General features: G+C 61.9%; 23 protein-coding genes. 14 read left to right on the forward strand and 9 right to left on the reverse strand.

Annotated features, from left to right (window positions below; translation table 11 throughout):
• Nucleotides 1–2: 2 nt before the first annotated feature.
• From pyrH to lpxB, 13 genes are all read left to right on the forward strand, one after another.
• Nucleotides 3–728 (forward strand): UMP kinase, encoded by a 726-nt coding sequence (gene pyrH, locus AAC071_RS00425; protein ID WP_339828644.1) that lies wholly within the window; start codon nt 3–5, stop codon nt 726–728.
• A gap of 42 nt (nt 729–770) precedes the next feature.
• A complete protein-coding gene (gene frr, locus AAC071_RS00430; RefSeq protein WP_339828646.1) occupies nt 771–1,334 on the forward strand; it encodes a ribosome recycling factor in 564 nt (187 codons plus the stop codon).
• A gap of 101 nt (nt 1,335–1,435) precedes the next feature.
• Nucleotides 1,436–2,182, forward strand: coding sequence for an isoprenyl transferase (locus AAC071_RS00435; RefSeq protein WP_339829239.1), 747 nt, complete (start codon nt 1,436–1,438; stop codon nt 2,180–2,182).
• 3 nt (nt 2,183–2,185) lie between these two features.
• Entirely contained in the window at nt 2,186–3,055 is an 870-nt protein-coding gene (locus AAC071_RS00440; protein WP_339828649.1) for a phosphatidate cytidylyltransferase, read from the forward strand.
• Nucleotides 3,046–4,266: a 1-deoxy-D-xylulose-5-phosphate reductoisomerase gene (locus AAC071_RS00445; protein ID WP_339828651.1), complete on the forward strand. Its 1,221-nt coding sequence runs from the start codon at nt 3,046–3,048 to the stop codon at nt 4,264–4,266. The genes AAC071_RS00440 and AAC071_RS00445 overlap by 10 nt, the downstream gene beginning before the upstream one ends.
• Before the next feature lie 138 nt (nt 4,267–4,404).
• Complete coding sequence (gene rseP / locus AAC071_RS00450) at nt 4,405–5,559, forward strand: RIP metalloprotease RseP (protein ID WP_339829241.1); 1,155 nt, start codon at nt 4,405–4,407, stop codon at nt 5,557–5,559.
• Nucleotides 5,556–7,988, forward strand: a complete 2,433-nt coding sequence (bamA, locus tag AAC071_RS00455) for an outer membrane protein assembly factor BamA (RefSeq protein ID WP_339828653.1) — start codon at nt 5,556–5,558, stop codon at nt 7,986–7,988. The genes rseP and bamA overlap by 4 nt, the downstream gene beginning before the upstream one ends.
• A gap of 57 nt (nt 7,989–8,045) precedes the next feature.
• The gene (locus tag AAC071_RS00460) at nt 8,046–8,645 is read left to right on the forward strand and encodes an OmpH family outer membrane protein (RefSeq protein WP_339828655.1); all 600 of its coding nucleotides are present in this window, start codon (nt 8,046–8,048) and stop codon (nt 8,643–8,645) included.
• Nucleotides 8,646–8,692: 47 nt separating this feature from the next.
• Complete coding sequence (gene lpxD / locus AAC071_RS00465; protein WP_339828657.1) at nt 8,693–9,754, forward strand: UDP-3-O-(3-hydroxymyristoyl)glucosamine N-acyltransferase; 1,062 nt, start codon at nt 8,693–8,695, stop codon at nt 9,752–9,754.
• A gap of 53 nt (nt 9,755–9,807) precedes the next feature.
• Nucleotides 9,808–10,284 (forward strand): 3-hydroxyacyl-ACP dehydratase FabZ, encoded by a 477-nt coding sequence (fabZ, locus tag AAC071_RS00470; RefSeq protein ID WP_339828659.1) that lies wholly within the window; start codon nt 9,808–9,810, stop codon nt 10,282–10,284.
• Nucleotides 10,281–11,081 (forward strand): acyl-ACP--UDP-N-acetylglucosamine O-acyltransferase, encoded by an 801-nt coding sequence (gene lpxA / locus AAC071_RS00475; protein ID WP_339828661.1) that lies wholly within the window; start codon nt 10,281–10,283, stop codon nt 11,079–11,081. The genes fabZ and lpxA overlap by 4 nt, the downstream gene beginning before the upstream one ends.
• A gap of 17 nt (nt 11,082–11,098) precedes the next feature.
• Nucleotides 11,099–11,968, forward strand: coding sequence for a UDP-2,3-diacylglucosamine diphosphatase LpxI (lpxI, locus tag AAC071_RS00480; RefSeq protein ID WP_339828663.1), 870 nt, complete (start codon nt 11,099–11,101; stop codon nt 11,966–11,968).
• Complete coding sequence (gene lpxB / locus AAC071_RS00485; RefSeq protein WP_339828665.1) at nt 11,965–13,143, forward strand: lipid-A-disaccharide synthase; 1,179 nt, start codon at nt 11,965–11,967, stop codon at nt 13,141–13,143. The genes lpxI and lpxB overlap by 4 nt, the downstream gene beginning before the upstream one ends.
• Nucleotides 13,144–13,196: 53 nt before the next feature.
• Here lpxB and gltA read toward each other — a convergent pair whose 3' ends face one another.
• Complete coding sequence (gltA, locus tag AAC071_RS00490; RefSeq protein ID WP_339828667.1) at nt 13,197–14,513, reverse strand: citrate synthase; 1,317 nt, start codon at nt 14,511–14,513, stop codon at nt 13,197–13,199.
• Nucleotides 14,514–14,625: 112 nt separating this feature from the next.
• Nucleotides 14,626–16,038, reverse strand: coding sequence for a glutamate--tRNA ligase (gltX, locus tag AAC071_RS00495; protein ID WP_339828668.1), 1,413 nt, complete (start codon nt 16,036–16,038; stop codon nt 14,626–14,628).
• A gap of 387 nt (nt 16,039–16,425) precedes the next feature.
• Here gltX and AAC071_RS00500 point away from each other — a divergent pair, with 387 nt between their 5' ends.
• The gene (locus AAC071_RS00500) at nt 16,426–18,465 is read left to right on the forward strand and encodes a ComEC/Rec2 family competence protein (RefSeq protein ID WP_339828670.1); all 2,040 of its coding nucleotides are present in this window, start codon (nt 16,426–16,428) and stop codon (nt 18,463–18,465) included.
• Here the strand turns inward: AAC071_RS00500 and lexA are convergent.
• From lexA to AAC071_RS00535, 7 genes are all read right to left on the reverse strand, one after another.
• Nucleotides 18,459–19,172, reverse strand: a complete 714-nt coding sequence (gene lexA, locus AAC071_RS00505) for a transcriptional repressor LexA (protein ID WP_339828672.1) — start codon at nt 19,170–19,172, stop codon at nt 18,459–18,461. The genes AAC071_RS00500 and lexA overlap by 7 nt on opposite strands.
• Before the next feature lie 119 nt (nt 19,173–19,291).
• Entirely contained in the window at nt 19,292–20,503 is a 1,212-nt protein-coding gene (gene glp, locus AAC071_RS00510) for a gephyrin-like molybdotransferase Glp (protein WP_339828675.1), read from the reverse strand.
• 3 nt (nt 20,504–20,506) lie between these two features.
• Complete coding sequence (gene moaC / locus AAC071_RS00515) at nt 20,507–20,992, reverse strand: cyclic pyranopterin monophosphate synthase MoaC (protein ID WP_339828679.1); 486 nt, start codon at nt 20,990–20,992, stop codon at nt 20,507–20,509.
• A gap of 2 nt (nt 20,993–20,994) precedes the next feature.
• The gene (locus AAC071_RS00520; protein ID WP_339828681.1) at nt 20,995–21,507 is read right to left on the reverse strand and encodes a GNAT family N-acetyltransferase; all 513 of its coding nucleotides are present in this window, start codon (nt 21,505–21,507) and stop codon (nt 20,995–20,997) included.
• Nucleotides 21,508–21,749: 242 nt separating this feature from the next.
• Nucleotides 21,750–22,547 carry an indole-3-glycerol phosphate synthase TrpC gene (gene trpC, locus AAC071_RS00525; protein WP_339828683.1) on the reverse strand — a complete coding sequence of 266 codons (798 nt, stop codon included), beginning with the start codon at nt 22,545–22,547 and terminating at the stop codon, nt 21,750–21,752.
• On the reverse strand, nt 22,540–23,568 hold the full coding sequence (trpD, locus tag AAC071_RS00530) for an anthranilate phosphoribosyltransferase (RefSeq protein WP_339828685.1): 1,029 nt from the start codon (nt 23,566–23,568) through the stop codon (nt 22,540–22,542). Before trpD ends, trpC begins: the two co-directional genes overlap by 8 nt.
• A gap of 232 nt (nt 23,569–23,800) precedes the next feature.
• Nucleotides 23,801–24,394 (reverse strand): aminodeoxychorismate/anthranilate synthase component II, encoded by a 594-nt coding sequence (locus tag AAC071_RS00535; protein ID WP_339828688.1) that lies wholly within the window; start codon nt 24,392–24,394, stop codon nt 23,801–23,803.
• Nucleotides 24,395–24,635 lie beyond the last annotated feature (241 nt).

The following is a 24,635-nucleotide window of genomic DNA, read 5'->3' on the forward strand; positions in this document are numbered from 1 at the left end:
CCATGCCCCCGAAAACACTCTATTCACGTGTTCTGCTGAAGGTCTCGGGTGAGGCCCTGATGGGGGACGGGCAATACGGCATTGACGTCGAGACCGTCGGGCGCATCGCGAACGAGATCAAGCAGGTGACCGATGCAGGCGTCCAGGTATGCCTGGTTATCGGCGGCGGCAACATTTTTCGTGGCCTGTCCGGGGCGGCTAAGGGCATGGAGCGGGCGAGTGCCGACTACATGGGCATGCTGGCGACAGTCATGAATTCTCTGGCTATGCAGCAATCGCTCGAAAGCATCGGGGTTCCGACGCGGGTCCTGTCGGCGATTCCGATGATGACGGTGTGCGAGCCTTATATTCGTCGTCGTGCGGTTCGCCATATGGAAAAAGGTCGCGTTGTAATCTTTGCGGCCGGTACCGGCAACCCGTTCTTCACCACCGATACGGCTGCCGCCCTGAGGGCGGTCGAGATGGGATGCGACGCCCTTTTGAAGGGTACACAGGTTGACGGCGTCTACTCGGCGGACCCTCACAAGGTGGCCAATGCCGAACGCTACGAGCGCCTGACCTACATGGATGTGCTGTCCCGCGATCTGAAGGTGATGGACGCTTCGGCAATCTCTCTGGCGCGCGAAAACGGCATTCCGATCATCGTTTATTCGATCGACGACGCGGGTGGTTTCATCAACGTTCTGACAGGTGCGGGCCGCTGCACTATCATTTCGGACGCGGCCTGAACGTGCCACGACCGACGACGGAAAAGACCGGAAGGACAGGAAATGGCTGATACTGATTTCGATCTCGACGATGTCGAACGCAGGATGCGTGGCGCATTACAGGCGCTGAAGCAGGAATTTGGCGGCCTGCGTACCGGCCGCGCTTCTGCGAGCCTGCTCGAGCCAATCATTGTAGAGGCCTATGGTCAGAGCATGCCGATCAATCAGGTCGGCACGATCGGCGTTCCCGAGTCCCGCATGCTGACGGTGCAGGTGTGGGACAAGGGAATGGTTGCCGCCGTCGAGAAGGCGATCCGCAACTCGGGGCTTGGCCTCAACCCGAACATCGACGGCACACTGATCCGTTTGCCGATCCCGGAGCTCAATCAGGAGCGACGCAGCGAGCTTTCAAAGATCGCCGCCAAGTACACTGAGCAGGCGCGTGTGGCCGTACGCAATGTGCGGCGCGATGCGATGGACGAGTTGAAGCGTCTCGAGAAAGATGGGCAGATGGGGCAGGACGATCACAAGGCCTGGACCGACAAGGTCCAGAAACTGACCGATAAGATCATTGGTGAGATCGATGCCGCCCTTGCTCACAAGGAAGCCGAGATCATGCAGGTATAGGCTGCGTGCGGACACTTTGCTGTGCGAGATGGAGATAATGCGGTAACCGTGTGTCTTTCAAGGAAAAGCTCTGAACGATGATGCTGAGATCCAGCCACACGATGAGCGACCCCGCACCGGGCACGGTGCCGCGGCATGTCGCGATCATCATGGATGGCAACGGACGCTGGGCGGCAAAGCGGCATCTGCCGCGGGTCGCCGGTCATCGGCAGGGCGTGGAGACCGTTCGTGTCATCGTCCGTGCGGCCGGCGAGTTGGGGATCGAATACCTGACGCTCTACGGTTTCAGTTCGGAGAACTGGAAGCGTCCGCCTGAAGAAGTCAGCGACTTGATGGGGTTGCTCCGGCTCTTTATTCGTCGTGACCTGGCGGAATTGCATCAGAATGGCGTCCAGGTTCGCGTGATTGGCGAACGCGATCATCTCGATGCCGATATCGTCGCGATGATCGGCGAGGCCGAGACATTGACCCGTGACAACAATCGGCTGAAGCTCATAATTGCTTTCAACTATGGTGGTCAGACGGAGATCACGTCCGCAGTGCGGCGCATTGCGCGCAAAGTTCAGGCGGGCAGCCTCGATCCTGAAGCAATTACGCCCGAAACAGTCTCGGACCACCTCGATACCGCCGGAGTTCCGGATCCCGATCTGATTATCCGGACAAGCGGCGAAATGCGACTTTCGAATTTTCTGCTCTGGCAAAGCGCCTATTCCGAGCTCGTTTTTGCCGACGACCTCTGGCCGGACTTCACGCCGGACGGGCTGCGCGCGGCGGTAGATGAATTTCGGCGCCGCAGCCGTCGATACGGCGGCTCCGGATCGGATGCGCCAACGCTCGGCGAGGGATAGCCAATGACAGCCGACAGCACGGATCGGCCCGCCGGGAATCCTGGCGCAGAACTGAAAAAGCGCATTGTGTCGGCGGCTCTCCTCGCGCCCGTCGCGCTGGCTGCGGCCTGGGCCGGGGGGTGGTACTTTTCGGCCTTGCTGGCCATTGCCGCGGTGTTCATGGCACAGGAATTGACGCGGCTCCTCTACGGTCATCCTGAAGTCGGACCTGTCGATTGGCGTGGATCGGCGGGTCTGGTGGTCGCGGGGCTGGCCGCAATCGTTCTGACTACGGCCGGAATGCCGGCTGGTGCGCTGGCCGCGGGCGGTGCCATACTGGCTTTCGCCTTGGCCGGCCGAAGCTGGACAGGCCGCAGCTTTGGGCCACCGCTTGTTGCCTATCCCTATCTGGTTCTGGCGCTTGTGGCGTTGATCTGGCTACGAAGCGACCCCGAATGGGGGCTTGCCGCAATCTTCTGGCTGCTGACCACGGTCTGGGCCATCGACGTTTTTGCCTATTTCGCCGGCCGCTTCATCGGCGGACCGAAGCTCGCGCCGCGCATTTCGCCCAAAAAAACCTGGGCCGGACTCCTGGGTGGTATGGCCGGGGCAGCGATGGTCGGCATTGCGACGTCACTCTGGATCGGAATTGGATCGCCACTGTTGCTGGCTTTGATCGGCGTGGGCATGACGGTGATCGAGCAGGCGGGTGATTTCTTCGAATCCGCCCTCAAACGCCGCGCCGGCGTCAAGGATTCAGGTAATCTCATCCCGGGTCATGGCGGTATCCTCGACCGCGTGGATGGATTGGTGGCGGTCGCTGTTGGCTCGGCCCTGTTGGCATTTCTGCACAATGCCGCTCATCCGGGTGCGGGAGTTTTGATTTGGCCCTGACAGCCGAAGCGCAATCGGACAGCCCAACCGAGGTAATTGCCGCCGGAACAAAAGCCGTGACCATTCTGGGGTCGACGGGCTCTATCGGCTGTTCGACCCTTGATTTGATCGGACGTAATCGATCGCACTTCGATCTTGTTGCGCTGACCGCCCACCGCAATGTGCGCACACTGATCGAGCAGGCAAGGGAATACAGACCGCGCCTTGCCGTCGTTGCTGACCCGGCCGGCTACCCGGAGTTGAAAGCCGGCCTGGCAGGTACCGGGATCGAGATCGCGGCGGGCGCTGAGGCGGTTATTGCCGCTGCCTCCCAGCCTGCAGATTGGGTCATGGCTGCGATCGTTGGGGCGGCCGGACTGGCACCGACGCTTGCGGCGGTCAAGCAGGGGGCCTGTGTTGCACTTGCAAACAAGGAATGCCTTGTTTCGGCCGGCCCGCTTTTCCTCAAGGAAGTGAACGGCTCTGGCGCAACGCTGTTACCCGTCGATTCTGAACACAATGCGATTTTTCAGGTACTCGACGCCAATCGGCTGGAGTCGGTTGAGCGGATCGTGTTGACGGCTTCAGGTGGTCCTTTTCGGACCTGGAACGCCGCCGAGATGGCTGTGGCCACGCCAGCGCAGGCAGTTGCCCATCCGCGCTGGGACATGGGAGCGAAGATTTCGGTTGATTCAGCGACATTGATGAACAAGGGACTCGAGCTGATCGAGGCCCATTATCTATTTCCCGTGGGCGAAGAACGCCTTGATGTTGTCATTCATCCTGAATCCATTGTGCACAGCATGGTGGCCTATATTGACGGATCCGTGCTTGCCCAACTGGGCATGCCCGACATGCGGACACCGATTGCCTATACCTTGGCATGGCCCCGGCGGATGGCGGCACCGACTGCCCGCCTTGACCTCGCGCAAATTGGTCAGTTAACTTTCGAAGCACCTGATTTAAAAAGATTTCCGGCTTTGACCTTGGCGCGCGAGGCGCTGAGGACCGCTGGTGGTGCCCCGACGGTCCTCAACGCTGCCAATGAGGTCGCCGTTGCCGCATTTTTGGCGGGACGCATAGGATTTTCCGAGATTGTGACGGTCACGGCGGCTGTCCTGGGGCATACTGAAGCGCTTGGGACCGCGCCTGCGGACCTTGCTGGAGTTTACGAACTTGACCGAATTGCCCGGATTCGTGCCGAGGAAATGGTGCAAAAAAGCGGCCGCTGACGTAGGCTGTGTCGCCGGACGGCCACGCTTGATCCGCGTCGGATGGGCGGCGACAGTTGCAGGCACAGGGGGCGCTCTTCTCTCGACGAGATGAAGGGTGGCGTGGATCGGTATGAGTGGGATTGTGGCTTGAACGCGATGGATTTTCTTGCAGGTATCGGTGGCCTTGGAGGCTACCTCATTCCCTTCCTGTTCGTGCTGACGGTCGTGGTCTTTTTCCACGAACTCGGGCATTTTCTGGTGGCGCGGTGGTGCGGCGTAAAGGTTGACACTTTTTCGATCGGATTTGGACGCGAAATCTTTGGCTGGAATGACCGGCATGGGACGCGCTGGAAAGTCAGTTGGATTCCGCTTGGCGGCTACGTGAAGTTTGCCGGCGACGAGAATGCCGCGAGTGTTCCCGATCGTGAACGGCTGGCGCAAATCCCGGCGGGCGACCGCGAGCATCTTTTCCATTTCAAGCCATTGCGCCAGCGCGCAGCGATCGTTGCCGCCGGACCGATTGCCAATTTCATCCTTGCCATCGTCATTTTTGCGGGCGTTTTCACATTCGTGGGACGCACAGTGGCAACACCGCTTGTGGATGAAGTCATGCCGGGAAGTCCGGCGGCTGCGGCCGGGTTTGTGGCGGGCGACAGGGTCATTTCGATCGATGGCAGGCCTGTTGCGAGCTTTGAAGAGATGCAACGCGTCGTATCGACTAGCTCGTCGGAGCTTAATTTCCGTGTGGACCGGGGTGGTGTCGAGGTGCTGCTCCGTGCGACCCCGGAAGTCCAGGAAGTCGTCGACAATTTCGGCAATGTCCATCGTGTTGCGCGCCTTGGTATCCAGCGTCACGGTAGCACCGGCAATATCGAGATTGTTCGCAGCGACCCCGTGAATGCGCTCTGGCTTGGTGCCAAGGAAACCTGGTTTGTTGCAGAGAGGACGCTGAACTATCTGGGTGGCATTGTTACCGGCCGCGAAAGCGCCGATCAGTTGCGCGGTGTTCTCGGTATTGCGCAGGTTTCCGGACAGGTGGCGACCATCGGCTTCATGGCGCTGTTGAGCATGGTGGCGGTACTCTCGGTCAGCATTGGTTTGCTCAATCTCTTTCCGGTACCGCTGCTTGATGGCGGGCATCTTCTGTATTACGCGGTGGAAGCCATACGGGGGCGCCCGCTGGGAGAGCAGGCGCAGGAATACGGTTTCCGGATCGGTCTTGCGCTTGTGATGATGTTGATGGTTTTTGCGACATGGAACGACCTGGTTCATCTTCAGGTCTTTTCGTTTTTGACAGGCCTTTTTAGTTGAGTGTTTCGCTCTCGCCGGCTGACGGCGAGGGCGATGTGGATTATGTCGCTGGCTGTAGACCGGCGCATCAAGGACAGGCAGGGGACAGGATGGGGCGACTGGCCGGATTGGTAATCGGGATGGCGCGTGTCGGCGGGATGGCCGTCGCACTTGTTTTCGCTGGAGCAGTTTCTGGTGTCGGAGATTTCAGCGCCGCACGGGCGCAGGATTCATCGACAGGGATTGTCATCACAGAGATAGCAGTACAGGGCAACCAGCGTATCGAATCCGATACCGTGCGGTCGTATATGCTGCTTCGTCCGGGCGTGCCATATGATCCGTCGATCGCCGACGCTTCTCTCAAACAGCTCTTCGGCACAGGCCTTTTTGCCGACATCACGCTGCGCCAGGAAGGCAGTCGCGTGATCGTGTCGGTCGTCGAGAACCCGATCGTCAACCGTGTCGCCTTCGAGGGTAACAGTGCGCTCAAGGAGGAGGACCTTCAGAAAGAAGTGCAACTTCAGCCGCGCGTTGTCTATACGCGTGCCAAGGTTCAGGCGGATGTTACCCGCATGATTGAGCTGTATCGTCGCAGCGGACGCTTTTCCGCGACGGTTGAGCCCAAGGTCATTCAGCTTCCTCAAAACCGGGTCGATCTCGTCTTCGAGATCGCCGAGGGTCCCAAGACCAAGATTGCGTCGATCAATTTCATCGGCAACAGCCAGTTCAGCGACGGAAAGCTGCGTGAAGTCATATCGACCGGGGAGTCGGCCTGGTGGAAGTTTCTGTCGTCATCGGACACCTACGATCCCGATCGTCTGACTTATGACCGTGAATTGCTGCGCCGCTATTATTTGCAGCGTGGCTATGCCGATTTCCGCGTCGTTTCGGCCGTCGCCGATCTGAGCCGCGATGACGCGGCCTTCCACATCACCTTTACGGTCGATGAGGGCGAGGTTTACGAGTTCGGCGACATCAAGGTCGCGACGGCAATCGACAAACTTGATCAGGAAGAGCTCGAGAGTCTCGTTCTGGCCAAGACTGGCGAGATATACAATGCCGGCTTGATCGACAAGACGATTGACGCATTGACCTTTGCCGCCGGCACCAGCGGCTATGCGTTCGCCGAAGTTCGGCCGCGCGTCAGCCGCCGTCCGGATGAGCGTATCATCGACTTGACGTTCCAGATCACCGAGGGCCCCCGGGTCTATGTCGAGCGAATCAACATCACCGGCAACTCACGCACGCTGGACAAGGTTGTGCGCCGGCAGATGCGGATGTCCGAAGGCGATGCGTTCAACAAGGTGTTGCTGGACGACTCGGAGAAAAATATTCGTGCTCTGCAGTATTTCAGCCGGGTCACCGTAACGCAGGATCCAGGCACAGCGCCCGACAAGACAATCCTGAACGTTGATGTTCAGGAGCAATCAACAGGTTCGCTGTCATTGAGCGCCGGCTTCTCGACGCTGGACAATGCTGTGGCGGGCATTCAGCTCTCCGAACGAAACTTCCTGGGCCGTGGTCTCCAGTTGAGCACATCCCTTTCGATTTCGAAGCGCCGCCAGCTGGTCGAGTTCCACTACACGGATCCCTATTTCCTGGATCGTGATCTTGTTGGCGGTATCGACATTTTCGGCAGCGAAACCAACTTCCAGAACGAGTCGTCGTTTGACTCCCGTTCGCAGGGCTTCGGCTTCCGGTTCGGTTTTCCGCTGTCTGAAAAGAGCCGCTTCCTCGCACGCTACCAGTTCCGTTTTGATGAGATATTCAACGTAACATCCACTTCTCCGATTGTTCTTGCTGCAGAGGGCACCGAATACCGTTCGATCGTCGGTTACGACTACTACTACGACAATCGCGACGATCCCGTTGACCCCACTGGCGGTTGGGACTTCCTCTTTACGCAGAATTTTGCAGGTCTGGGCGGCACCGTCCGTTATGTGTCGACCGAAGTTCTGGCGCGCTACTACTATCAAATCACCGAGGGATTCCTGACGAGTTGGCGCCTCGACGGCGGTTACATTTATGGGTTAGGTCAGGATGTCCAGCTGAACGATCATTTCTTCAAGGGTGGCAACACGATTCGCGGATTTGCACGCGCTGGCGTCGGTCCGCGCGACCTTGCTTCGCCGAACCGAGACGCTGTGGGCGCGACGGCCTATATTTTCGGTACTTCGGAACTGTCCTTTCCCAACGGCCTGCCCGAGGCACTCGGAATCCGCACGTCGGTGTTCGTCGATGGCGGCTACATCGGAATCTCTGACTATGACCGATCACTCTTTCCGGGGTCGAATATCGTCGACGACTTCGCGCCGCGCGCCTCGGTCGGCCTCAGCCTCTATTGGCAATCGCCCTTCGGGCCGATACGGCTCGATTTCGCGAACGTGCTTCTGGATGAACCTTATGATGAAAAGGAGGCGTTCCGGTTCAGTGCCGGTACGTCGTTCTGATGTCTGTCGGCGCCGCCGGCAACACGTAACCAACACAGCAAGGGATGCTTCGAGATGATGTTGAAGTCTGTAATTGCGCGTACCCTCGCGGCAGCTGCGATTGTATCGCTGGTTGCGGTTCCATTGACTGCGGCACCGGCTCTCGCCGTCGAACCGGCCGTCATTCTGATTGTCGACAGTGAGTCGGTTTATGCGCAGTCGAAGGTGGGGCAGAGCATCCGCACCCAGTTTCAGGAGCAGGCCAAGAAGCTCCAGGCCGAGAGCGCCAAGACCGAAAGCGCATTGCAGGCCGACGACAAGAAGTTGGGTGAGGAGCGGGCCCTCCTTTCGCCGGAGGATTTTCAGAAGAAGGCCCAGGCGCTGCAGAAGCGTGTGATGGAATATCAGCAGTCGATGCAGGAAAAGGGGCAGGCGCTTCAACTGGGCGTGAAGCAGGCCGAGAACAAGGTCGGCGCTGCTATGCAGCCGATCTTCGCGGATGTCATGAGGGAGAAAGGTGCCACGGTTCTGCTCGACCAGCAGGTTGTGCTTGCGGGCGGCTCGGATCTCGACATTACAGCGGAAGTGCTGAAGCGTCTGAATGAGAAGATGACAACGATTGAGGTGAAGCCGGTTTCTCTTGCGGAATTGCAGGCGCAGCAACAGAGCGGCAATTAATCTGACGGAGAGGCGTGCCGGGATGCGGCCGCCGAGATGCGACGGCCATGGCGGATAAACGCTTCTTTGCGAATAGCGGTCCTTTTTCGCTCGGTGTCATCGCCGAACGGGTAGGTGCGGAGCTTGCTCCGGGTGTTGACGGAACGCGAAGCATCGACGGCGTTGCGGCACTCGATGCGGCCGGTCCGGATGAACTCAGTTTTCTGGACAATCCGAAATATGCCGGCGCATTTGCAACAACATCGGCAGGCGCCTGCATTGTGCATCCGCGTTTTGCGGACAGGGCGCCGCCCGGTCTGTTGCTGCTTCTGTCACCACAGCCCTATCGGGCCTATGCGCTTGCGGCGCAGATGTTTCATCCCGAAACCGTCAAGGGCGCGGATACCTTCGGCGCGCCGGCGCTGGTCGATGCACGGGCTGCGGTTCATCCGACGGCGCGGTTGGCGCCCGACGTAACCATCGAGCCCGGTGTCGCAATTGGCGCAAACGTCGAAATCGGCCGCGGCTCGGTGATTGGTGCCAACGCCAGTATCGGCAAGGGGTGCACCGTCGGGAAGGATTGTTTCATCGGCCCTAACGTCACAATCAGCCACGCCCATATCGGCGACCGCGTGTTGTTGCACCCCGGCGTACGTATCGGACAGGACGGCTTTGGCTTTGCCATGGGGCTGCCGCGCCACGAAAAGGTGCCGCAACTCGGGCGCGTGATCATCCAGGATGACGTCGAGATCGGCGCCAACTCGACGGTGGACCGCGGGGCCGGTCCGGATACTGTGATCGGCGAAGGAAGCAAGATTGATAACCTCGTGCAGATCGGTCACAACGTCGAGATCGGTCGCCATTGCGTCATCGCCGCTCAGACCGGACTCGCCGGCAGCGCGAAGCTGGGCGACTATGTGGTGCTTGCGGCGCAGGTCGGTGTGACGGGCCATTTGACAGTCAATTCCGGTGCACAGATTGCAGCGCGGGGCGCTGTGGTGCATGACGTTCCGGCCGGCCAGCAGTATGGCGGTGTGCCGGCACGTCCGATTGCAGAATGGCGCCGAGAGGTCGTGGAACTGCGAAGGCTCGGCAGGCGACCCAAGCCGGCCCGGGACGACGGCAAATGAAGTGCGGCCTAAGGCTGCGAGAATCTGGTGCGGATCTTTGAGGGACGCAAGGCATGAGCGATACAGAGGCAACGGAAAAACTCGGAAGCGCAGATATTCAACGTGTGCTGGAGTTGCTTCCGCATCGTTATCCGATGCTGATGATCGACAGTATTATCGAGATGAAGGGCGATGAATCGGCGATCGGAATCAAGAACGTCACCAACAACGAGCCTTTCTTTCAGGGTCACTTTCCGGGATATCCGGTCATGCCAGGTGTCCTGATTGTCGAGGCGATGGCGCAGACGGCCGGCGCGCTTGTCGTCAATCATCTCGGTACATCGGGCACCAATCAGCTCGTCTATTTCATGACGGTTGATCGCGCGCGGTTTCGCAAGCCGGTCGTGCCTGGCGATGTGCTGCACATACATGTCAACAAGCTGCAGAGTCGCGGCACGGTCTGGAAGTTTCATGGCGAGGGGCGCGTCAACGGGCAGCTTGTCGCCGAATGCGACCTTGGCGCAATGATTGCTAGCCGGTCAGAGAAATGACGGAAGTCCACCCGACAGCAACCGTCCATTTGAAAGCCCGGCTGGCGCCGGATGTTCGTATTGGTCCCTATTGTCTCGTTGGGCCCGACGTGACATTGGATGAGGGGGTTGTGCTCCATTCACATGTTGTTGTCGAAGGGCGAACGAGCGTCGGGGCGCGGACGCAGATATACCCTTTTGCATCCATCGGTCATGCGCCACAGGATCTCAAGTACAAGGGCGAACCGAGCCGGCTGGACATAGGGGCTGACAATCTCATCCGTGAGCATGTGACCATGAATCCCGGAACGGAGGGAGGCGGAATGGTCACGCGGGTTGGCAGCAATTGCGCATTCCTCGCGGGCTCGCATGTCGGGCACGACTCCATCATTGGAGACCATGTGGTGTTCTCGAACAATGTGATGCTGGCCGGGCATTGCAAGATTGGCGACTACGTCATCTTTGGCGGTGGTGCCGCGCTTCACCAGTTCGGCCGGGTCGGTAAACACGCATTTGTTGGCGGCATGAGTGCCGTCGAGAATGATGTCATCCCCTACGGACTTGTCGTCGGAAACCGCGCTGTTCTGATGGGCCTCAATCTGATCGGTTTGAAGCGCAGGGGATTTTCTCGCGAGCAGATTCATGCGATGCGCGACGCATATGGTGCATTGTTTGCCGACGAAAGCACGTTGCGTGATCGGTTGGCGCGTGTCGCCGAGCGCTATGCGACCGATACCGCCGTGATGGAGATCGTCGATTTCATCCGGGCGGAATCGGACCGGGCAATCTGCATGCCCAGATCCGATCGGGCCGGGTAGCGCCATGCGCCGCCGTCATGACGGGTAAGCCCCGGAAACTGGGTATTGTGGCGGGACGTGGGCCGCTGCCGGTCGCGCTGGCCGACGCGGCAGTGGCCGCAGGGCGCGACGTATTCATCATCGCGATCGACGGTGAAACAAGCAGTGAGATCGATCGATATCCCCATGCCCGCGTTCGTATCGGTGCCCATGGCGAATTCTTGCGGTTGCTGAAGGAAAGTGGCTGTCAGGATATTGTGCTGATCGGCGGAATCAATCGCCCGGATCTGACGAAGATCGGTCTGGATTTTGCCGGCATCAAGCTATTACCGCGCCTGGTTCGCTGGCTGGCACAGGGTGATGATGGTTTGCTTCGGGGCATTGCCGAATATCTCGAAAGGGACCATGGTCTTCGCGTCATCGGGGCGCATGAGGTGGCCGACAGCCTGCTGGCACCGGAAGCGGTGCTGACCAGAGCTGCCCCGGAACCGCAGCATGAAGCCGACATCGACCTCGCGATTCACGCAGCGCTGGATATTGGAGCGCGTGATATCGGACAGGGTGCCGTCGCCTGTCGCGGTGCCGTGCTCGCGTGCGAAGATGCGGCAGGCACCGACGCCATGCTCGCACGGGTGGCAGAAATGGACCCGGCCATGCGCGGTCAGCCGGGCCGGCCGGCCGGAGTTCTTGTCAAGTTGACAAAGCCCGGGCAGGAACGACGTGTCGACATGCCGACAATCGGCGTGAAAACGGTCGAGAACGCTGCAGATGCCGGGCTTGCGGGCATCGCTGTAGAGGCCGGCGGCACTTTGATTGTCGACAGTGAGGCTGTCGCCGCGGCCGCGAATGCCCGCGGCATTTTTGTCGTTGGGTTCGGTGCGCGTCGTATCGCGGATGCACGTCGATGAATGCCACGGACAACGATCTGCACATCATGCTGGTCGCGGGCGAACCCTCGGGCGATGCGCTCGGAGCGGAACTGATGGCCTCTCTGCGCGACATGACGTGCGGAAGGGTTCGCTTTTCGGGAGTCGGCGGCCCGCGCATGAGCGCCGAGGGAATTACCTCGATCTTCCCGATGACGGATATTTCGGTGATGGGGCCACGCGAAATCATTCCGCGCCTGCCGCTCATCTTCAATCGCATCCGTCAGACGGTAAGACATGCTGTGATCGAACGGCCGGATGTCCTGATCGTAATCGACAGCCCAGAGTTTACGCACATGGTAGCTCGGCGCGTTGCCCGGCGCGCGCCGTCTGTTCCGATCATTGATTACGTTCTCCCGAGCGTTTGGGCATGGCGACGCGGCCGCGCACGCGCCATGAGGAAATACATCCGTCGGGTTCTGGCGCTGCTGCCATTCGAGCCGGCCTTTCTTCGAACGGTCGGCGTCGATTGCGTCTATGTCGGTCATCCGGCGATCGATCGCCTGCCGGTGCAGGGTGCGGGCAGGCGCTTTCGGGCGGAGCACGGCCTGCCGGAAGAAGCCCCCCTGTTGTTGGTTCTGCCGGGCAGCCGCCTCAATGAAGTCAAGCATCTGATTGGCATATTCGGCGAGACCGTCACGCGACTGGCAAAGGACGTACCGGGTCTGCAGGTCATTCTTCCAGTGGTGTCGCATGTCCGCGAGCGCGTGGAGGCCGAGGTCGCTGACTGGCCGGTTGCGGTGACGATCGTCGAAGATGAAATGGAAAAACGCGCGGCATTCGATGCGGCAACTGCGGCGCTTGCGGCATCCGGAACCGTGTCATTGGAGCTTGGTCTTGCCCGCGTCCCGATGGTTATCGCCTATCGCGCAGAGGCTGTCGTCGGGTGGTTTGCGCTCAACATTCTGAAGATACCCTCGGTGGTTCTGGTCAATCTCATTCTGGACCGGCCATCGGTGCAGGAATATCTTCAATTCCGGTGTCGTCCGGATGCGCTGGCTGAGGGATTGATTCCATTGCTGCACGATACGCCGGCGCGTGCGCGTGCACTGGCAGATTTGGACGAGCTGCGGGGCCGTATGGGTGTGGGCGGAGAAGCGCCGAGCCGACGGGCCGCGCGTGCCGTTCTCGAAGTACTTGATCTGCCTCCGTCATGAACAAAGGGCGCCTCTTTCGAGGCGCCCCGGATTCTCGAACGGCCATCGCTCAATTATTTTCGTTTTCCAGCCTCGACATAGTTGCGCTGCGGTGCGCCGGTATAGAGCTGCCGCGGACGGCCGATGCGCTGGCCCGGATCTTCGATCATCTCGTTCCATTGCGCGACCCAGCCGACGGTACGCGCCAGGGCGAAGAGAACGGTGAACATCGTCGTCGGGAAGCCCATCGCCTTGAGTGTGATACCCGAATAGAAGTCGATGTTCGGATAGAGCTTCTTCTCGATGAAATACTCGTCGTTGAGGGCGATCCGCTCGAGTTCCAGCGCGACATCCAGCATCGGATCGTCCTTGATCCCGAGGACCTTCAGCACTTCGTGGCAGGTCTGCTGCATGACCCGTGCGCGTGGGTCATAATTCTTGTAGACGCGATGCCCGAAGCCCATCAGACGGAAGGGATCATCCTTGTCCTTCGCCTTCTTGATGTATTCAGGAATGCGATCGACCGTACCGATTTCCTGCAGCATGTTGAGCGCAGCCTCGTTGGCGCCACCATGCGCCGGCCCCCAGAGGCAGGCAATGCCGGCTGCAATGCAGGCGAACGGATTTGCACCCGAGGAGCCTGCAAGACGAACCGTCGAGGTCGAGGCATTCTGTTCGTGATCGGCATGCAGAATGAAGATGCGGTCCATTGCGCGCGCAAGGATGGGATCGACCTTGTAGGTTTCGGCCGGAACCGAGAAGCACATATGGAGGAAATTCTCGGCATAATCGAGATCGTTGCGCGGATAGACGATCGGTTGTCCAGCCGAGTACTTGTAGGCCATCGCAGCGATGGTCGGCATCTTGGCAATCAGACGGCGGCTCGCAATCATGCGCTGCAGCGGATCGTTGATGTCGGTCGAGTCGTGATAGAAGGCCGACAAGGCTCCAACCATACCGCACATGATGGCCATCGGATGGGCATCACGACGGAAGCCACGCAGGAAGAAGGTCATCTGCTCATGCACCATGGTGTGCATGGTGATAGCGCGTTCGAACTCTCGGTACTGCTCTGCATTCGGAAGCTCGCCATTCAGCAGCAGGTAACAGGTCTCGATGAAATTTCCATGATCGGCCAGTTGGTCGATCGGGTAGCCGCGATACAGCAGAATGCCTTCCTCGCCATCGATATAGGTGATGTCGGACTCGCAGCTTGCTGTCGAGGTGAAACCCGGATCGTAGGTGAAGTGACCGCTCTTGCCATAGAGCGACGAGATGTCGACGACGCTCGGGCCAAGCGATCCGCCATAGACAGGAAGTTCGTAGGACTTGCCGTCCACCGAAAGGGTCGCGTTCGAAATCGCGCCGGCCTTGGTTCCGAATTTTGTCATGTCTGCCTGCCTGTCCCTGTCTGTCTGCCCGGACCGCCTTGATCTCGTGGTGGGCCGGTCCGTGTGTTGAATACCATATTTGTTTGGGCCGTCACCCTGCTGAAGGCAGGGATCAGGCGGCCTGATCCCTGATCCGGCCGAGCGCTTCGTCCCTGCCAAGTGTTGCGAGTACGTCGAAAATGGGCGGAGAGACCGAACTTCCGGTCACAGCTGCGCGCAGAGGTTGCGCGACCTTGCCGAGTTTCAGATTTTCGTCTTCGGCGAAACCGCGCACGGTAGCCTCGATATCGCCAACCGCCCAGTCGTTCCGAACTTCGAGCCGGTCAAGCAGACGCTTCAGCAAGGCGCGCGCCTCGCCGTCAAGAAGCTGCGACGCCTTGTCGTCGAGGACGATGGGCCGCTGGGCCCGCAGGAATGCCGCACCCTGGCCGATTTCCAGCAGCGTCTTGGCCCGCTCTTTCAGACCGGGCATGGCGGCGATCAGCTTGGCCCGCAGGGCGGCATCGTTCGCCCAGCCTTCAAGCCGCTGCATCAGGGCAATGGTATCGTCGGCAAGCCGGATATCGTCGGCCTCGCGGATATAGTGGCCGTTCAGATTCTCAAGCTTGGCGAAATCGAAGCGGGCCGGTGAGCGGCCGATGCTTTCGAGGTTGAACCATTCGATGGCCTGCTCGGTCGAAAAAATTTCGTCGTCGCCATGGCTCCACCCGAGGCGGACCAGATAGTTGCGCATGGCCTCCGGCAGATACCCCATATCGCGATAGGCTTCGGCACCAAGTGCCCCATGGCGCTTCGAAAGCTTCGCGCCGTCGGGTCCGTGGATCAGCGGCACATGGGCGAATTCCGGCACCTGCCACTCAAGGGCCGCATAAATCTGGCTCTGGCGCCCGGCATTGGTCAGATGATCGTCACCGCGAACAATATGGGTGATGCCCATATCGTGATCGTCCACCACAACGGAGAGGTTGTAGGTCGGGGTGCCATCGCTTCGCAGAATGATGAGATCGTCCAGTTGATCATTCGGGAAGCGGACATCACCCATCACCTTGTCGCGCACCATGGTTTCGCCTTCGTCGGGCGAACGAAACCGGATGACGGGTTTGATGTCTGAAGGCGCATCGGAAGGGTCGCGGTCGCGCCAGCGGCCATCATAGCGCACGGGCCGACCCTCGGCGCGAGCCTTCTCGCGCATTTCGTCGAGTTCCTGGGGGCTGGCATAGCAGTAATAGGCCTTGCCCTGCTTCAGAAGCTCGTTGGCCACATCGACATGACGGGCCTGGCGGGAAAATTGATGAACGACCTCGCCGTCCCAGTCGAGCCCGAGCCAGCGCAGGCCTTCGAAAATGGCCGCAACGGCCGGCTCGGTCGAGCGCTGCCGGTCGGTATCCTCGATGCGCAGCAGGAATTGTCCCTGGTGATGGCGCGCAAAAAGCCAATTGAACAAGGCCGTGCGCGCACCCCCGATATGCAGATAGCCGGTCGGCGAGGGTGCGAAGCGGGTAATGACTGTCTTCTTTTCGCTCATCATCTCCTGCGATCCGGCTTCGCGGCCGCGCGGCTAGGCAATTCCGGTAAATGTTGGCAAGCTTCGACCCGGAAACTGGGGCGCGAGGCCTTGGGGTCCGCTGCGGGCAGGGGGATTTCTAGCACATTGCGGCAACGCAGCGTAAGCCCGAAACGCGCTCCCCCGTCCCGCTTCATGGCGGAGCGAAAACGCCTTTGTTCCCGGTGTCTTGGAGCGGCCTTTTAAGGCTGGCTGTCGCCTGTTTTCCTTACCAGGGAGGACGGATTGGTGCTTTCAGGGTGGCACAGTAGCAGGCAATGGCCCTGGACCAGCGGGATCGGGTTTGCCGGCGGCAGAGCCGGACCGGCTTCATGGCTGCGGGCCTGCATGGTTGCGGACGGCGACCGGATGTTTCTCTGGACACCGGTTCTGCTCGCCACGGGGGTGGCGGCCTATTTCGCGGTCGGTTTCGAGCCATCGCCGATGATCCTCTGGGCGCTTGCGGCGGTCCTGACCGGCGGGTATGTCGCACTTCGCCAGCGAGGGCTGCTGGCGCCCCTCACGGCGGGCCTGCTTTGCCTGGCACTCGGCCTTGCCGCCGCCTCGTTACGCACGCATCTGGTTGCCGGACCGGTCCTCGATAAACCCCTGGCCGGTCAACTGGTCGGACGGGTTGATGCGGTTGAGGAGACCGACACCGGTGGACGCATCGCCATCATTGCACCGCGATCCTTTGCAGGATTGCCCGCCAACCGTTTGCCGAGGCGGGTCCGTGTCAACATTCGGCTGAAGGATATGATGATCGAGCCGGGTGCTGTGGTGCGGCTTCGGGCACGACTGATGCCGCCGCCGGAACCGGTCATGCCGGGCGGCTTCGACTATGCGCGACAGGTCTGGTTCGAAGGCCTGGGCGGCGTCGGCTTTGCGTTCACGGCGCCGGAACAGGTGGAGCCGCCGGACGGCGCGGCGGCGATGCTGGCCGACATGCGCACGCGTATCGGTGCCCGCATCCGCGAGGTGATCGGCGGCACGGCGGGCGCAGTGTCGGCCGCACTGGTGACCGGCGAGCGCGCGGCGATCCCGAAGGCCGCAGCCGCCGACCTCCGCGCGGCGGGTCTGGCGCATGTGCTTGCCATATCCGGCCTGCACATGATGCTTTTCGGCGGTTCGGTCTTCTGGCTGGTGCGCGCCGGTCTCGCACTGGTGCCACGCCTGGCGCTCAGCTATCCGATCAAGAAATGGGCGGCGGCGGTCGCGCTTGTCGGGGCGACCTTCTATCTGGCGATTTCAGGTGCTGCCATCGCGACGCAGCGGGCATGGATCATGATCACGCTGATGTTCGTCGCCATCATGCTCGACCGGCCGGCGCTCAGCCTGCGCAATGTGGCGCTGGCCGCAATCGTCATTCTGCTCTGGCGGCCGGAGAGCCTGCTTGGCGCAAGTTTCCAGATGTCGTTCGCCGCCGTCGTGGCGCTGATCGCCTTCTATGAAAGCGAAACCGTGCGCCGGCTGACATCGAGCCCGAACCGACTTGGACTGGAAAACCTGCCGCGCCGAATCGGGGCCTATGCGCTCGGCCTCGCCTTCACCAGCATCGTCGCAGGCGCCGCGACCGGTGCCATCGGGGCCTTTCACTTCAATCGTGTCGCGGTCTATGGCCTTGCCGGCAATATGGCGGCCATGCCGCTGGTCGGCATCGTGGTGATGCCGATGGCGTTGCTGGCGCTGCTGCTGATGCCTTTCGGTCTCGATGCGCCGGCCCTTTGGGTGATGGGCGCCGGAGTCGATGGCATGCTGCGCGTCGCCCATGAGGTTGCAAGCTGGGAGGGGGCCGACAGTTTCGTTGCCGACGCGCCGTTTCTTGCCCTGTTGCTGCTGGTCTTCGGCGGACTCTGGTTGGCCCTTTGGCGCGAGAGCTGGCGCTATCTGGGGCTGGCGCCAATGCTGCTCGGCTTCGCGCTCTGGGGAGCCACGCCAAGGCCCGACGTGCTGATCGATCGCGATGCCGCGCTTCTTGCCGTTCGTGCCACGGATGGCAGACTGGTGCTGGCTGCCGCCCGTCCTGCCTATACGGCCGAACAATGGCTTCGGCATGATGGCGACAACCGCACGCCCGGCGAGGCTGCGCGTTCGCCCGACATGAACTGCGATGCCGATGGCTGTGTCTATCGTCAGGCCGGCCGTCCGATCGTTGCCTTTGCCTCGACTCTGGAAGGTGCGATCGACGATTGCACGCTCGCCGACATTGTCATTGCCAAAGTGCCGATCCCGCCCCGTATCCGGCGGTCATGCGGTGCGGAACTCGTTCTGGATTACTTCGATTTGTGGCGGGGCGGCGCAACGACACTGACCTTCGGCACCGATGGCGGCATCGATATCGCCACAGCGCGGCAGATGCGCGGCGCCCGTCCCTGGGTGCAGCGCCAGTTCGCAAACCGGAATCAGTAGCGGCGCAGCAGCCCGACAAGCTTGCCCTGAACCTTGACGCGGTCGGGACCGAAGATGCGCGTTTCATAGGCGGGGTTGGCCGCTTCGAGCGCGATCGACGCGCCTTTGCGGCGCAGCCGTTTCAGCGTTGCCTCATAGCCGTCGACCAGCGCGACCACGATGTCGCCGCTCGCCGCCGTATCGCAGCGCTGGATCAGTACCGTATCGCCGTCGAGAATGCCGGCCTCGATCATCGAATCGCCCTTGACCTCGAGCGCATAGTGCTCGCCGCTGCCGAGCAGGTTGAGCGGAACGCTGACCTGATGGCTTTCTTCCTGCAGCGCTTCGATCGGCGTGCCGGCGGCGATGCGGCCCATCACCGACAGCGTCATCGTCTCCTCGGCATTGCGCGCCGGCGCAAGGTCGCGGCTGGTTGCCTTGGCCCGGCCGCCGCCTTCGATGACGCTGGGCGAGAAACCCTTGCCGCGCATGGTGGCGAGGCTCGGCGAGGCGGATTCGGGGAGCTTGAGAATTTCGAGTGCGCGGGCCCGATGCGCCAGACGGCGGATGAAGCCGCGTTCCTCGAGCGCCGTGATCAGGCGATGAATGCCGGACTTGGAGCGCAGGTCCAGCGCTTCCTTCATTTCGTCGAAACTGGGTGAGACGCCGCTCTCCTTGATCCGCTCATGGATGAACATCAGCAGTTCGTGTTGCTTGCGTGTCAGCATCGATTGCAGCCTCTCCCCATGTTCGCGGGACACCCAGGGCACCTCGGGAACAAAACAAAAACGACATGAAACGTTCTAGTTTGGTTCTCAATGGCCTGTCAAGCGCAATTGTGGATAAGTCAGGCGCGCAGCGGCAAAACCGTAACGGTTTCACCGGCTTGCGCGGCGGGCGCGCCAACCGGCCGGATCACCAGACAGCCCGCGCGGGCGAGGACCGAGAGCATCGAACTGTCCTGCGTTTCGAAGGGCGTGGCGACCGGAAGCTCGTCTGGAACATGGTCGAGCGCGGCGCGGATATAGTCCTCGCGCGCGCCGTTTGCGGGGAGCGCCCGGCCAAGCCGCGCCTGCGCGGTGTGGAGTGCGCTGTCGCCGGCCTGCATCCGCGCAATGGCGGGACGGAGAAACAGCGTCGCACAGACAAAGGCCGACACCGGATTGCCGGGCAGACCGAGCATCGGCAAATCGCCGAGCCTGCCGAACATCAGCGGCTTGCCGGGACGCATCGCGATCTTCCAGAAATCGATGTCGAGGCCCGCGGGAGCGAGGGCCCGCTGGACGAGATCATGTTCGCCGACCGAGGCGCCGCCGAGCGTCACCAGCATGTCGGCATCGGCCGCGCGCGCGGCGACGGCGCGAATATCGTCTTCGTCGTCGCGGGCAATGCCGAGGTCGAGCGGTATGCCGCCGGCTTCGGCAACCAGCGCAGCGAGCCCGGCGTTGTTGGCGGAGACGATCTGGTTCGGTCCGGGTTCGGTTCCCGGCGGCACGAGTTCGTCGCCAGTCGAGAAGAAGGCGATGACGGGGCGTTTGTGAACGGCGAGCGTCGGCAGGTTCATCGCCGCGGCGAAGGCAATGTCGGCGGATGAAAGTTTGCGCCCGACGGGAAGGCCGGCATCGCCGGTCCGGAAGTCGAGACCGGTAACGCGCACATGCTGGCCGCGCGCGCCCGCTTCGTTGACGACAACGACGTCGCCGTCGCGCGCCGTGTCCTCTTGAATGACAATGCTGTCGGTGCCATTCGGCAGCGGTGCGCCGGTGAAGATGCGCACCGCCTCTCCCTTGCCGACAGTGCCGTCGTGAAAACCGCCGGCGGGAACTTCGCCGACGATACGCAACCGGGCAGGGATCTGCGTCACATCATCGGCGCGCACGGCATATCCATCCATCGCCGAGAGATCGGCCGGCGGCTGCGTGCGGCGGGCAATCGCTTCTTCCGCCAGCACACGGCCGAGCGCGTCGGACAGCGCAACCGTTTCACTGCCGGTGATCGAAAGCGCGGCGAAAATGCGCGTCCGCGCCTCATCGACAGCAAGAAGAGGTTGTTGTCCCATCTGCTATTTCGCCTTGTAGTCGCCCGACTTGCCGCCGGACTTGGCGGTCAGCCGGATGTCGCCGATCGTCATCGCCTTGTCGACGGCCTTGGCCATGTCGTAAAGCGTCAGGCAGGCGACGCTGACGGCGGTCAGCGCTTCCATCTCGACGCCGGTCTGCCCGGTCACTTTCACAGTCGCCACGACTTCGACCGATGAATTGTTCGTATCCGGACGAAGATCGACTTCGACTTTCGCAATCGCCAGCGGGTGGCAGAGCGGAATGAGATCGGCTGTGCGCTTGGCCGCCATGATGCCGGCCAGTCGCGCCACTTCGAGCGCATTGCCCTTCTTCAGCCCGTCTTCGAGAATGAGCTTCAGCGTCGCAGGCTTCATCGTCACGCGGCCTTTGGCGGTCGCGCTGCGCGAGGTGGCGGGCTTGGCCGAAACGTCCACCATGCGCGCGGCACCCTTTGAATCAAGATGCGTCAGCTTCGGTTTCTTCGCCATCGTCAGTCCAGATCCTTGCGCATGAAGCAGCGGCGTTCGAGCGGCAATCCGAGTTCCTCTTCGTGATAATGCGCGAGGTAGAAGGCGGGCGTCCACTCGCTTTCGTCGAGAATGCGGAAGCCGCATGAGGCATAGAACGGTCCGTTCCAGGCGATGTCACGGAAGGTCGAGAGCGTGACGGCCCTGAAACCGCGCGCCGCGGCATCCGCGCAGACCGCTTCCACCAGGCGCCGGCCGAGACCTTGCCGACCGTGATCGGGGTGTACGGACAATTCGTAGATATGCAGATGAAGATCGAGCGGCGCGGCGAGGATGAAACCGACCGGCTTGCCCTCCGTCACGGCGACGAAAATGCCTGCGGCACGGGCAACGGATTGAACGAAGCGCGGCTCGGCCGCGCCATGCTCGGCAATGGCGCCGAGACCGGCCTCCGCAAAGAGCGCGCCGGCGGCGATTTCGATTTCGGCGAACAGCGGAAGCTCGTCCGCACGCGCCTTTCGGATTTCACAGGTCATTTTCCGTTCCGGATTCCAGGCAGCATGACAGGGTGACACGGAAGCAGCGCACCGGGGATAAGTGACGGCGGAGAGACAGTGGAATCGGCAGCAGACCCCCCCTCTGTCACGCAACTGTCACAAAACTGTCACAAACCATTTTCGAGACCCGGTGAGAGGGGTCCCGGAGGCGGGGATAAGTCGGACTTATCCCCGGTTTTGATGTTGCGGCGCAAAAAATGCCCGCAACTTGTCCCCGGGGGTCAGGCGGGACCGGCCAGCAATGCGCGGGTCGCTGCCTCCACATCGGCCTGGCGCATCAGGCTCTCGCCGACCAGAAACGTCCGTACACCGACTTTCGCGAGACGGGCGAGGTCGGCCGGCGCGAAGATGCCGCTCTCGCCGACGATCAGCCGGCCGGCCGGAACCAGCGGAGCCAGACGCTCGGTCGTTTCAAGCGTCGTCTCGAAGGTCTTGAGGTTGCGGTTGTTGATGCCGAGGAGCGGGCTGCTGAGCGCAAGCGCGCGGGTCAGCTCGGCCTCGTCGTGAACCTCGACCAGCACGTCCATCTTCCAGCCGAAAGCGGCGTCTTCGAGCTCGCGCGCCTGCGCGTCGGAAACGGCGGCCATGATGATCAGGATCGCGTCGGCGCCCATCGCACGCGCTTCGGCGACCTGATAGGCGTCATACATGAAATCCTTGCGGATGACCGGCAGCGACACGGCGGCGCGGGCGGCAGCGAGATAATCCGGCGCGCCCTGAAAGGAGGGGCCGTCGGTCAGCACCGAGAGGCAGGCGGCGCCGCCGGCCTCATAGGCGCGGGCGAGCGAAGGCGGATCGAAATCGGCGCGGATCAGACCCTTGGAGGGACTGGCCTTCTTGATTTCGGCAATGAGCGCGTAACCGCCCGCATCGATCCGTGCACGGAGCGCCGCCGTGAAGCCGCGCACCGGCGCGGCCGCGCGCGCCGCCGCCTCGACATCGGCAATCGGATGGGCGCGCTTGGCCGCCGCGATCTCGTCGCGCTTGTAGGCGCCGATCTCTTCGAGAATGTCAGCCATGGAACGGGTTCCCGTTCGAAACCGCGATCAGTGTGTCGAGCGCGGCTTTCGCGCCGCCGCTGTCGATGGCGAGCGCCGCAAGTTCGGCGCCCTTCTTCAGCGTCGCCGCCTTGCCGGCAACGATCATCGCCGCTGCGGCGTTCAGGATGACGATGTCGCGATAGGGGCCTTTCTCGCCGTCGAGCAGACGCAGGATCGCCTGCGCGTTCTCCGCCGGCGAGCCGCCCTTGAGCTCGGCGGCGCTTGCGCGCTTGACGCCCGCTTCTTCCGGCGTCACCTCGAAGACGCGGATCTCGCCGCCCTTGAGTTCGGCGACCGTGCTCGGCCCCGTAGTCGTCAATTCGTCGAGGCCGTCGGACCCATGCACCACCCAGGCGCTTTCGGAACCGAGATTGCGCAGCGCTTCGGCGAAGGGCTCGACCCATTTTGCGTCGAAGACGCCGAGAAGCTGATGCTTGACCAGCGCCGGATTGGAAAGCGGGCCCAGCATGTTGAAGATCGTCTTGATGCCGAGTTCGCCGCGCACCGGCGCGACATGCTTCATCGCCGCATGATGCGCCTGCGCGAACATGAAGCCGATGCCGGCCTGGTCGATGCAGTCGGCGATGACGGCGGGACCGATATCGAGCTTGACGCCGAGGCTCTCCAGCGCGTCGGCGGTGCCCGACAGCGAGGAGGCCTTGCGGTTGCCATGCTTGGCGACCGGCACGCCGCAGGCGGCAACCACAAGCGCGGTCGCCGTCGAGATGTTGTAAGTGCCCGCGCCGTCGCCGCCGGTGCCGACAATGTCGATCGCCTCGCGCGGCGCCGTGACGCGCAGCGCCTTTTCGCGCATGACGGTGGCGCCGGCCGTGATCTCGGTGACGGTTTCGCCGCGCACCCGCAGGCCCATCAGAAAGGCCGCGATCTGCGCCGGCGTCGCCGCGCCCGACATGACGATCTCGAAGGCCGCGCGCGCTTCCGCCGGGTCGAGCGTCTTGCCGTCCGCCAGATGGGCGATGGTGGGTTTGAGATCGGTCATGGAGCCGGCGCTCTCGCAGGTTCGATGGAAAGACCACCCTCCCCTTGGGGGAGGGTCGAAATTTGTGGAGCGTGAGCGGAACAAATTTCGGGGCGGGGTCGCCGTCGAAGCCCAGCCCCCGCCCCGAAAAATTCTTCGCTTGCGCTCGAATTTTTCGACCCGCCCCCCAGGGGCGGGTGGGAAGAGATGCCGAACGCCGATGCTTTCGAACCGTTCATCGCAGGCCGCCCTCTCACGCCAGTTCGCGCGTGTTGACGCGGGCGAGTTGCAGGAAGTTGCGCAGGATGTCGTGGCCGTGTTCGGACGCGATGCTTTCGGGGTGGAACTGGACGCCGTGGATCGGCAGCTCCTTGTGTTGCGCGCCCATGATGACGCCGTCGGCGGTCCAGGCGGTGATTTCTAGGCAATCGGGAAAGCTCTCGCGCTCGACGGTCAGCGAATGGTAGCGCGTCGCCTCGATCGGGCTCGGCAGGCCCTGAAAGACGCCCTTGCCGCCATGATGGATGGCGCTGAGCTTGCCATGCATCAGGGTCGGCGCGCGGACGACCTTGCCGCCGAAGACCTGACCGATGGCCTGATGGCCGAGACAGACGCCGAAAAGCGGGATGCGGTGGGCGGCGGCCGCCTGGATGAGATCGAGGCAGATGCCGGCCTTGTCGGGGTCGCAGGGTCCGGGCGACAGCACAATGGCCTGCGGCGCGGCAGCCAGAACCTCATTGACGGTGATCTTGTCGTTCCGGTGGACGCGGGTCTCCGCCCCAAGCTCGCCCAGGAAATGGACGAGGTTGTAGGTGAAACTGTCATAATTATCGATCAGCACCAGCATGGCCGAAATCCCCGGATTGCCGCCCCGGAGGGAGCCGCGCAAGGCTTTATATAGGCTTTCGGGGCCTTCCGGGGCAAGGCGAAGCGGCGGCGGTCGGGGCCTTGCGGTCCCCGTGTGCGGGAGCCCGGCAGGAAATCACGATTGATGACGATTTGAGCATCGTCGTTAACGTTTCCTTCGTCCGGAAAAGGGCTCAATATGGCAGGAGCCGCATTCGGCACCTTACATGCCCCGGCGGGGG

The organism is uncultured Parvibaculum sp., assembly GCF_963975745.1.
In the GTDB taxonomy this organism is placed as follows: Bacteria; Pseudomonadota; Alphaproteobacteria; order Parvibaculales; family Parvibaculaceae; genus Parvibaculum.

Bases quoted from the DNA above. Each gene is read 5' to 3' on its own strand.
- pyrH (WP_339828644.1), top strand. From the start codon at position 3: ATGCCCCCGAAAACACTCTATTCACGTGTTCTGCTGAAGGTCTCGGGT.
- frr (WP_339828646.1), top strand. From the start codon at position 771: ATGGCTGATACTGATTTCGATCTCGACGATGTCGAACGCAGGATGCGT.
- AAC071_RS00435 (WP_339829239.1), top strand. From the start codon at position 1,436: ATGAGCGACCCCGCACCGGGCACGGTGCCGCGGCATGTCGCGATCATC.
- AAC071_RS00440 (WP_339828649.1), top strand. From the start codon at position 2,186: ATGACAGCCGACAGCACGGATCGGCCCGCCGGGAATCCTGGCGCAGAA.
- rseP (WP_339829241.1), top strand. From the start codon at position 4,405: ATGGATTTTCTTGCAGGTATCGGTGGCCTTGGAGGCTACCTCATTCCC.
- AAC071_RS00460 (WP_339828655.1), top strand. From the start codon at position 8,046: ATGTTGAAGTCTGTAATTGCGCGTACCCTCGCGGCAGCTGCGATTGTA.
- lpxD (WP_339828657.1), top strand. From the start codon at position 8,693: ATGGCGGATAAACGCTTCTTTGCGAATAGCGGTCCTTTTTCGCTCGGT.
- fabZ (WP_339828659.1), top strand. From the start codon at position 9,808: ATGAGCGATACAGAGGCAACGGAAAAACTCGGAAGCGCAGATATTCAA.
- lpxA (WP_339828661.1), top strand. From the start codon at position 10,281: ATGACGGAAGTCCACCCGACAGCAACCGTCCATTTGAAAGCCCGGCTG.
- lpxI (WP_339828663.1), top strand. From the start codon at position 11,099: ATGACGGGTAAGCCCCGGAAACTGGGTATTGTGGCGGGACGTGGGCCG.
- lpxB (WP_339828665.1), top strand. From the start codon at position 11,965: ATGAATGCCACGGACAACGATCTGCACATCATGCTGGTCGCGGGCGAA.
- gltA (WP_339828667.1), bottom strand. From the start codon at position 14,513: ATGACAAAATTCGGAACCAAGGCCGGCGCGATTTCGAACGCGACCCTT.
- gltX (WP_339828668.1), bottom strand. From the start codon at position 16,038: ATGAGCGAAAAGAAGACAGTCATTACCCGCTTCGCACCCTCGCCGACC.
- AAC071_RS00500 (WP_339828670.1), top strand. From the start codon at position 16,426: ATGTTTCTCTGGACACCGGTTCTGCTCGCCACGGGGGTGGCGGCCTAT.
- lexA (WP_339828672.1), bottom strand. From the start codon at position 19,172: ATGCTGACACGCAAGCAACACGAACTGCTGATGTTCATCCATGAGCGG.
- glp (WP_339828675.1), bottom strand. From the start codon at position 20,503: ATGGGACAACAACCTCTTCTTGCTGTCGATGAGGCGCGGACGCGCATT.
- moaC (WP_339828679.1), bottom strand. From the start codon at position 20,992: ATGGCGAAGAAACCGAAGCTGACGCATCTTGATTCAAAGGGTGCCGCG.
- AAC071_RS00520 (WP_339828681.1), bottom strand. From the start codon at position 21,507: ATGACCTGTGAAATCCGAAAGGCGCGTGCGGACGAGCTTCCGCTGTTC.
- trpC (WP_339828683.1), bottom strand. From the start codon at position 22,547: ATGGCTGACATTCTCGAAGAGATCGGCGCCTACAAGCGCGACGAGATC.
- trpD (WP_339828685.1), bottom strand. From the start codon at position 23,568: ATGACCGATCTCAAACCCACCATCGCCCATCTGGCGGACGGCAAGACG.
- AAC071_RS00535 (WP_339828688.1), bottom strand. From the start codon at position 24,394: ATGCTGGTGCTGATCGATAATTATGACAGTTTCACCTACAACCTCGTC.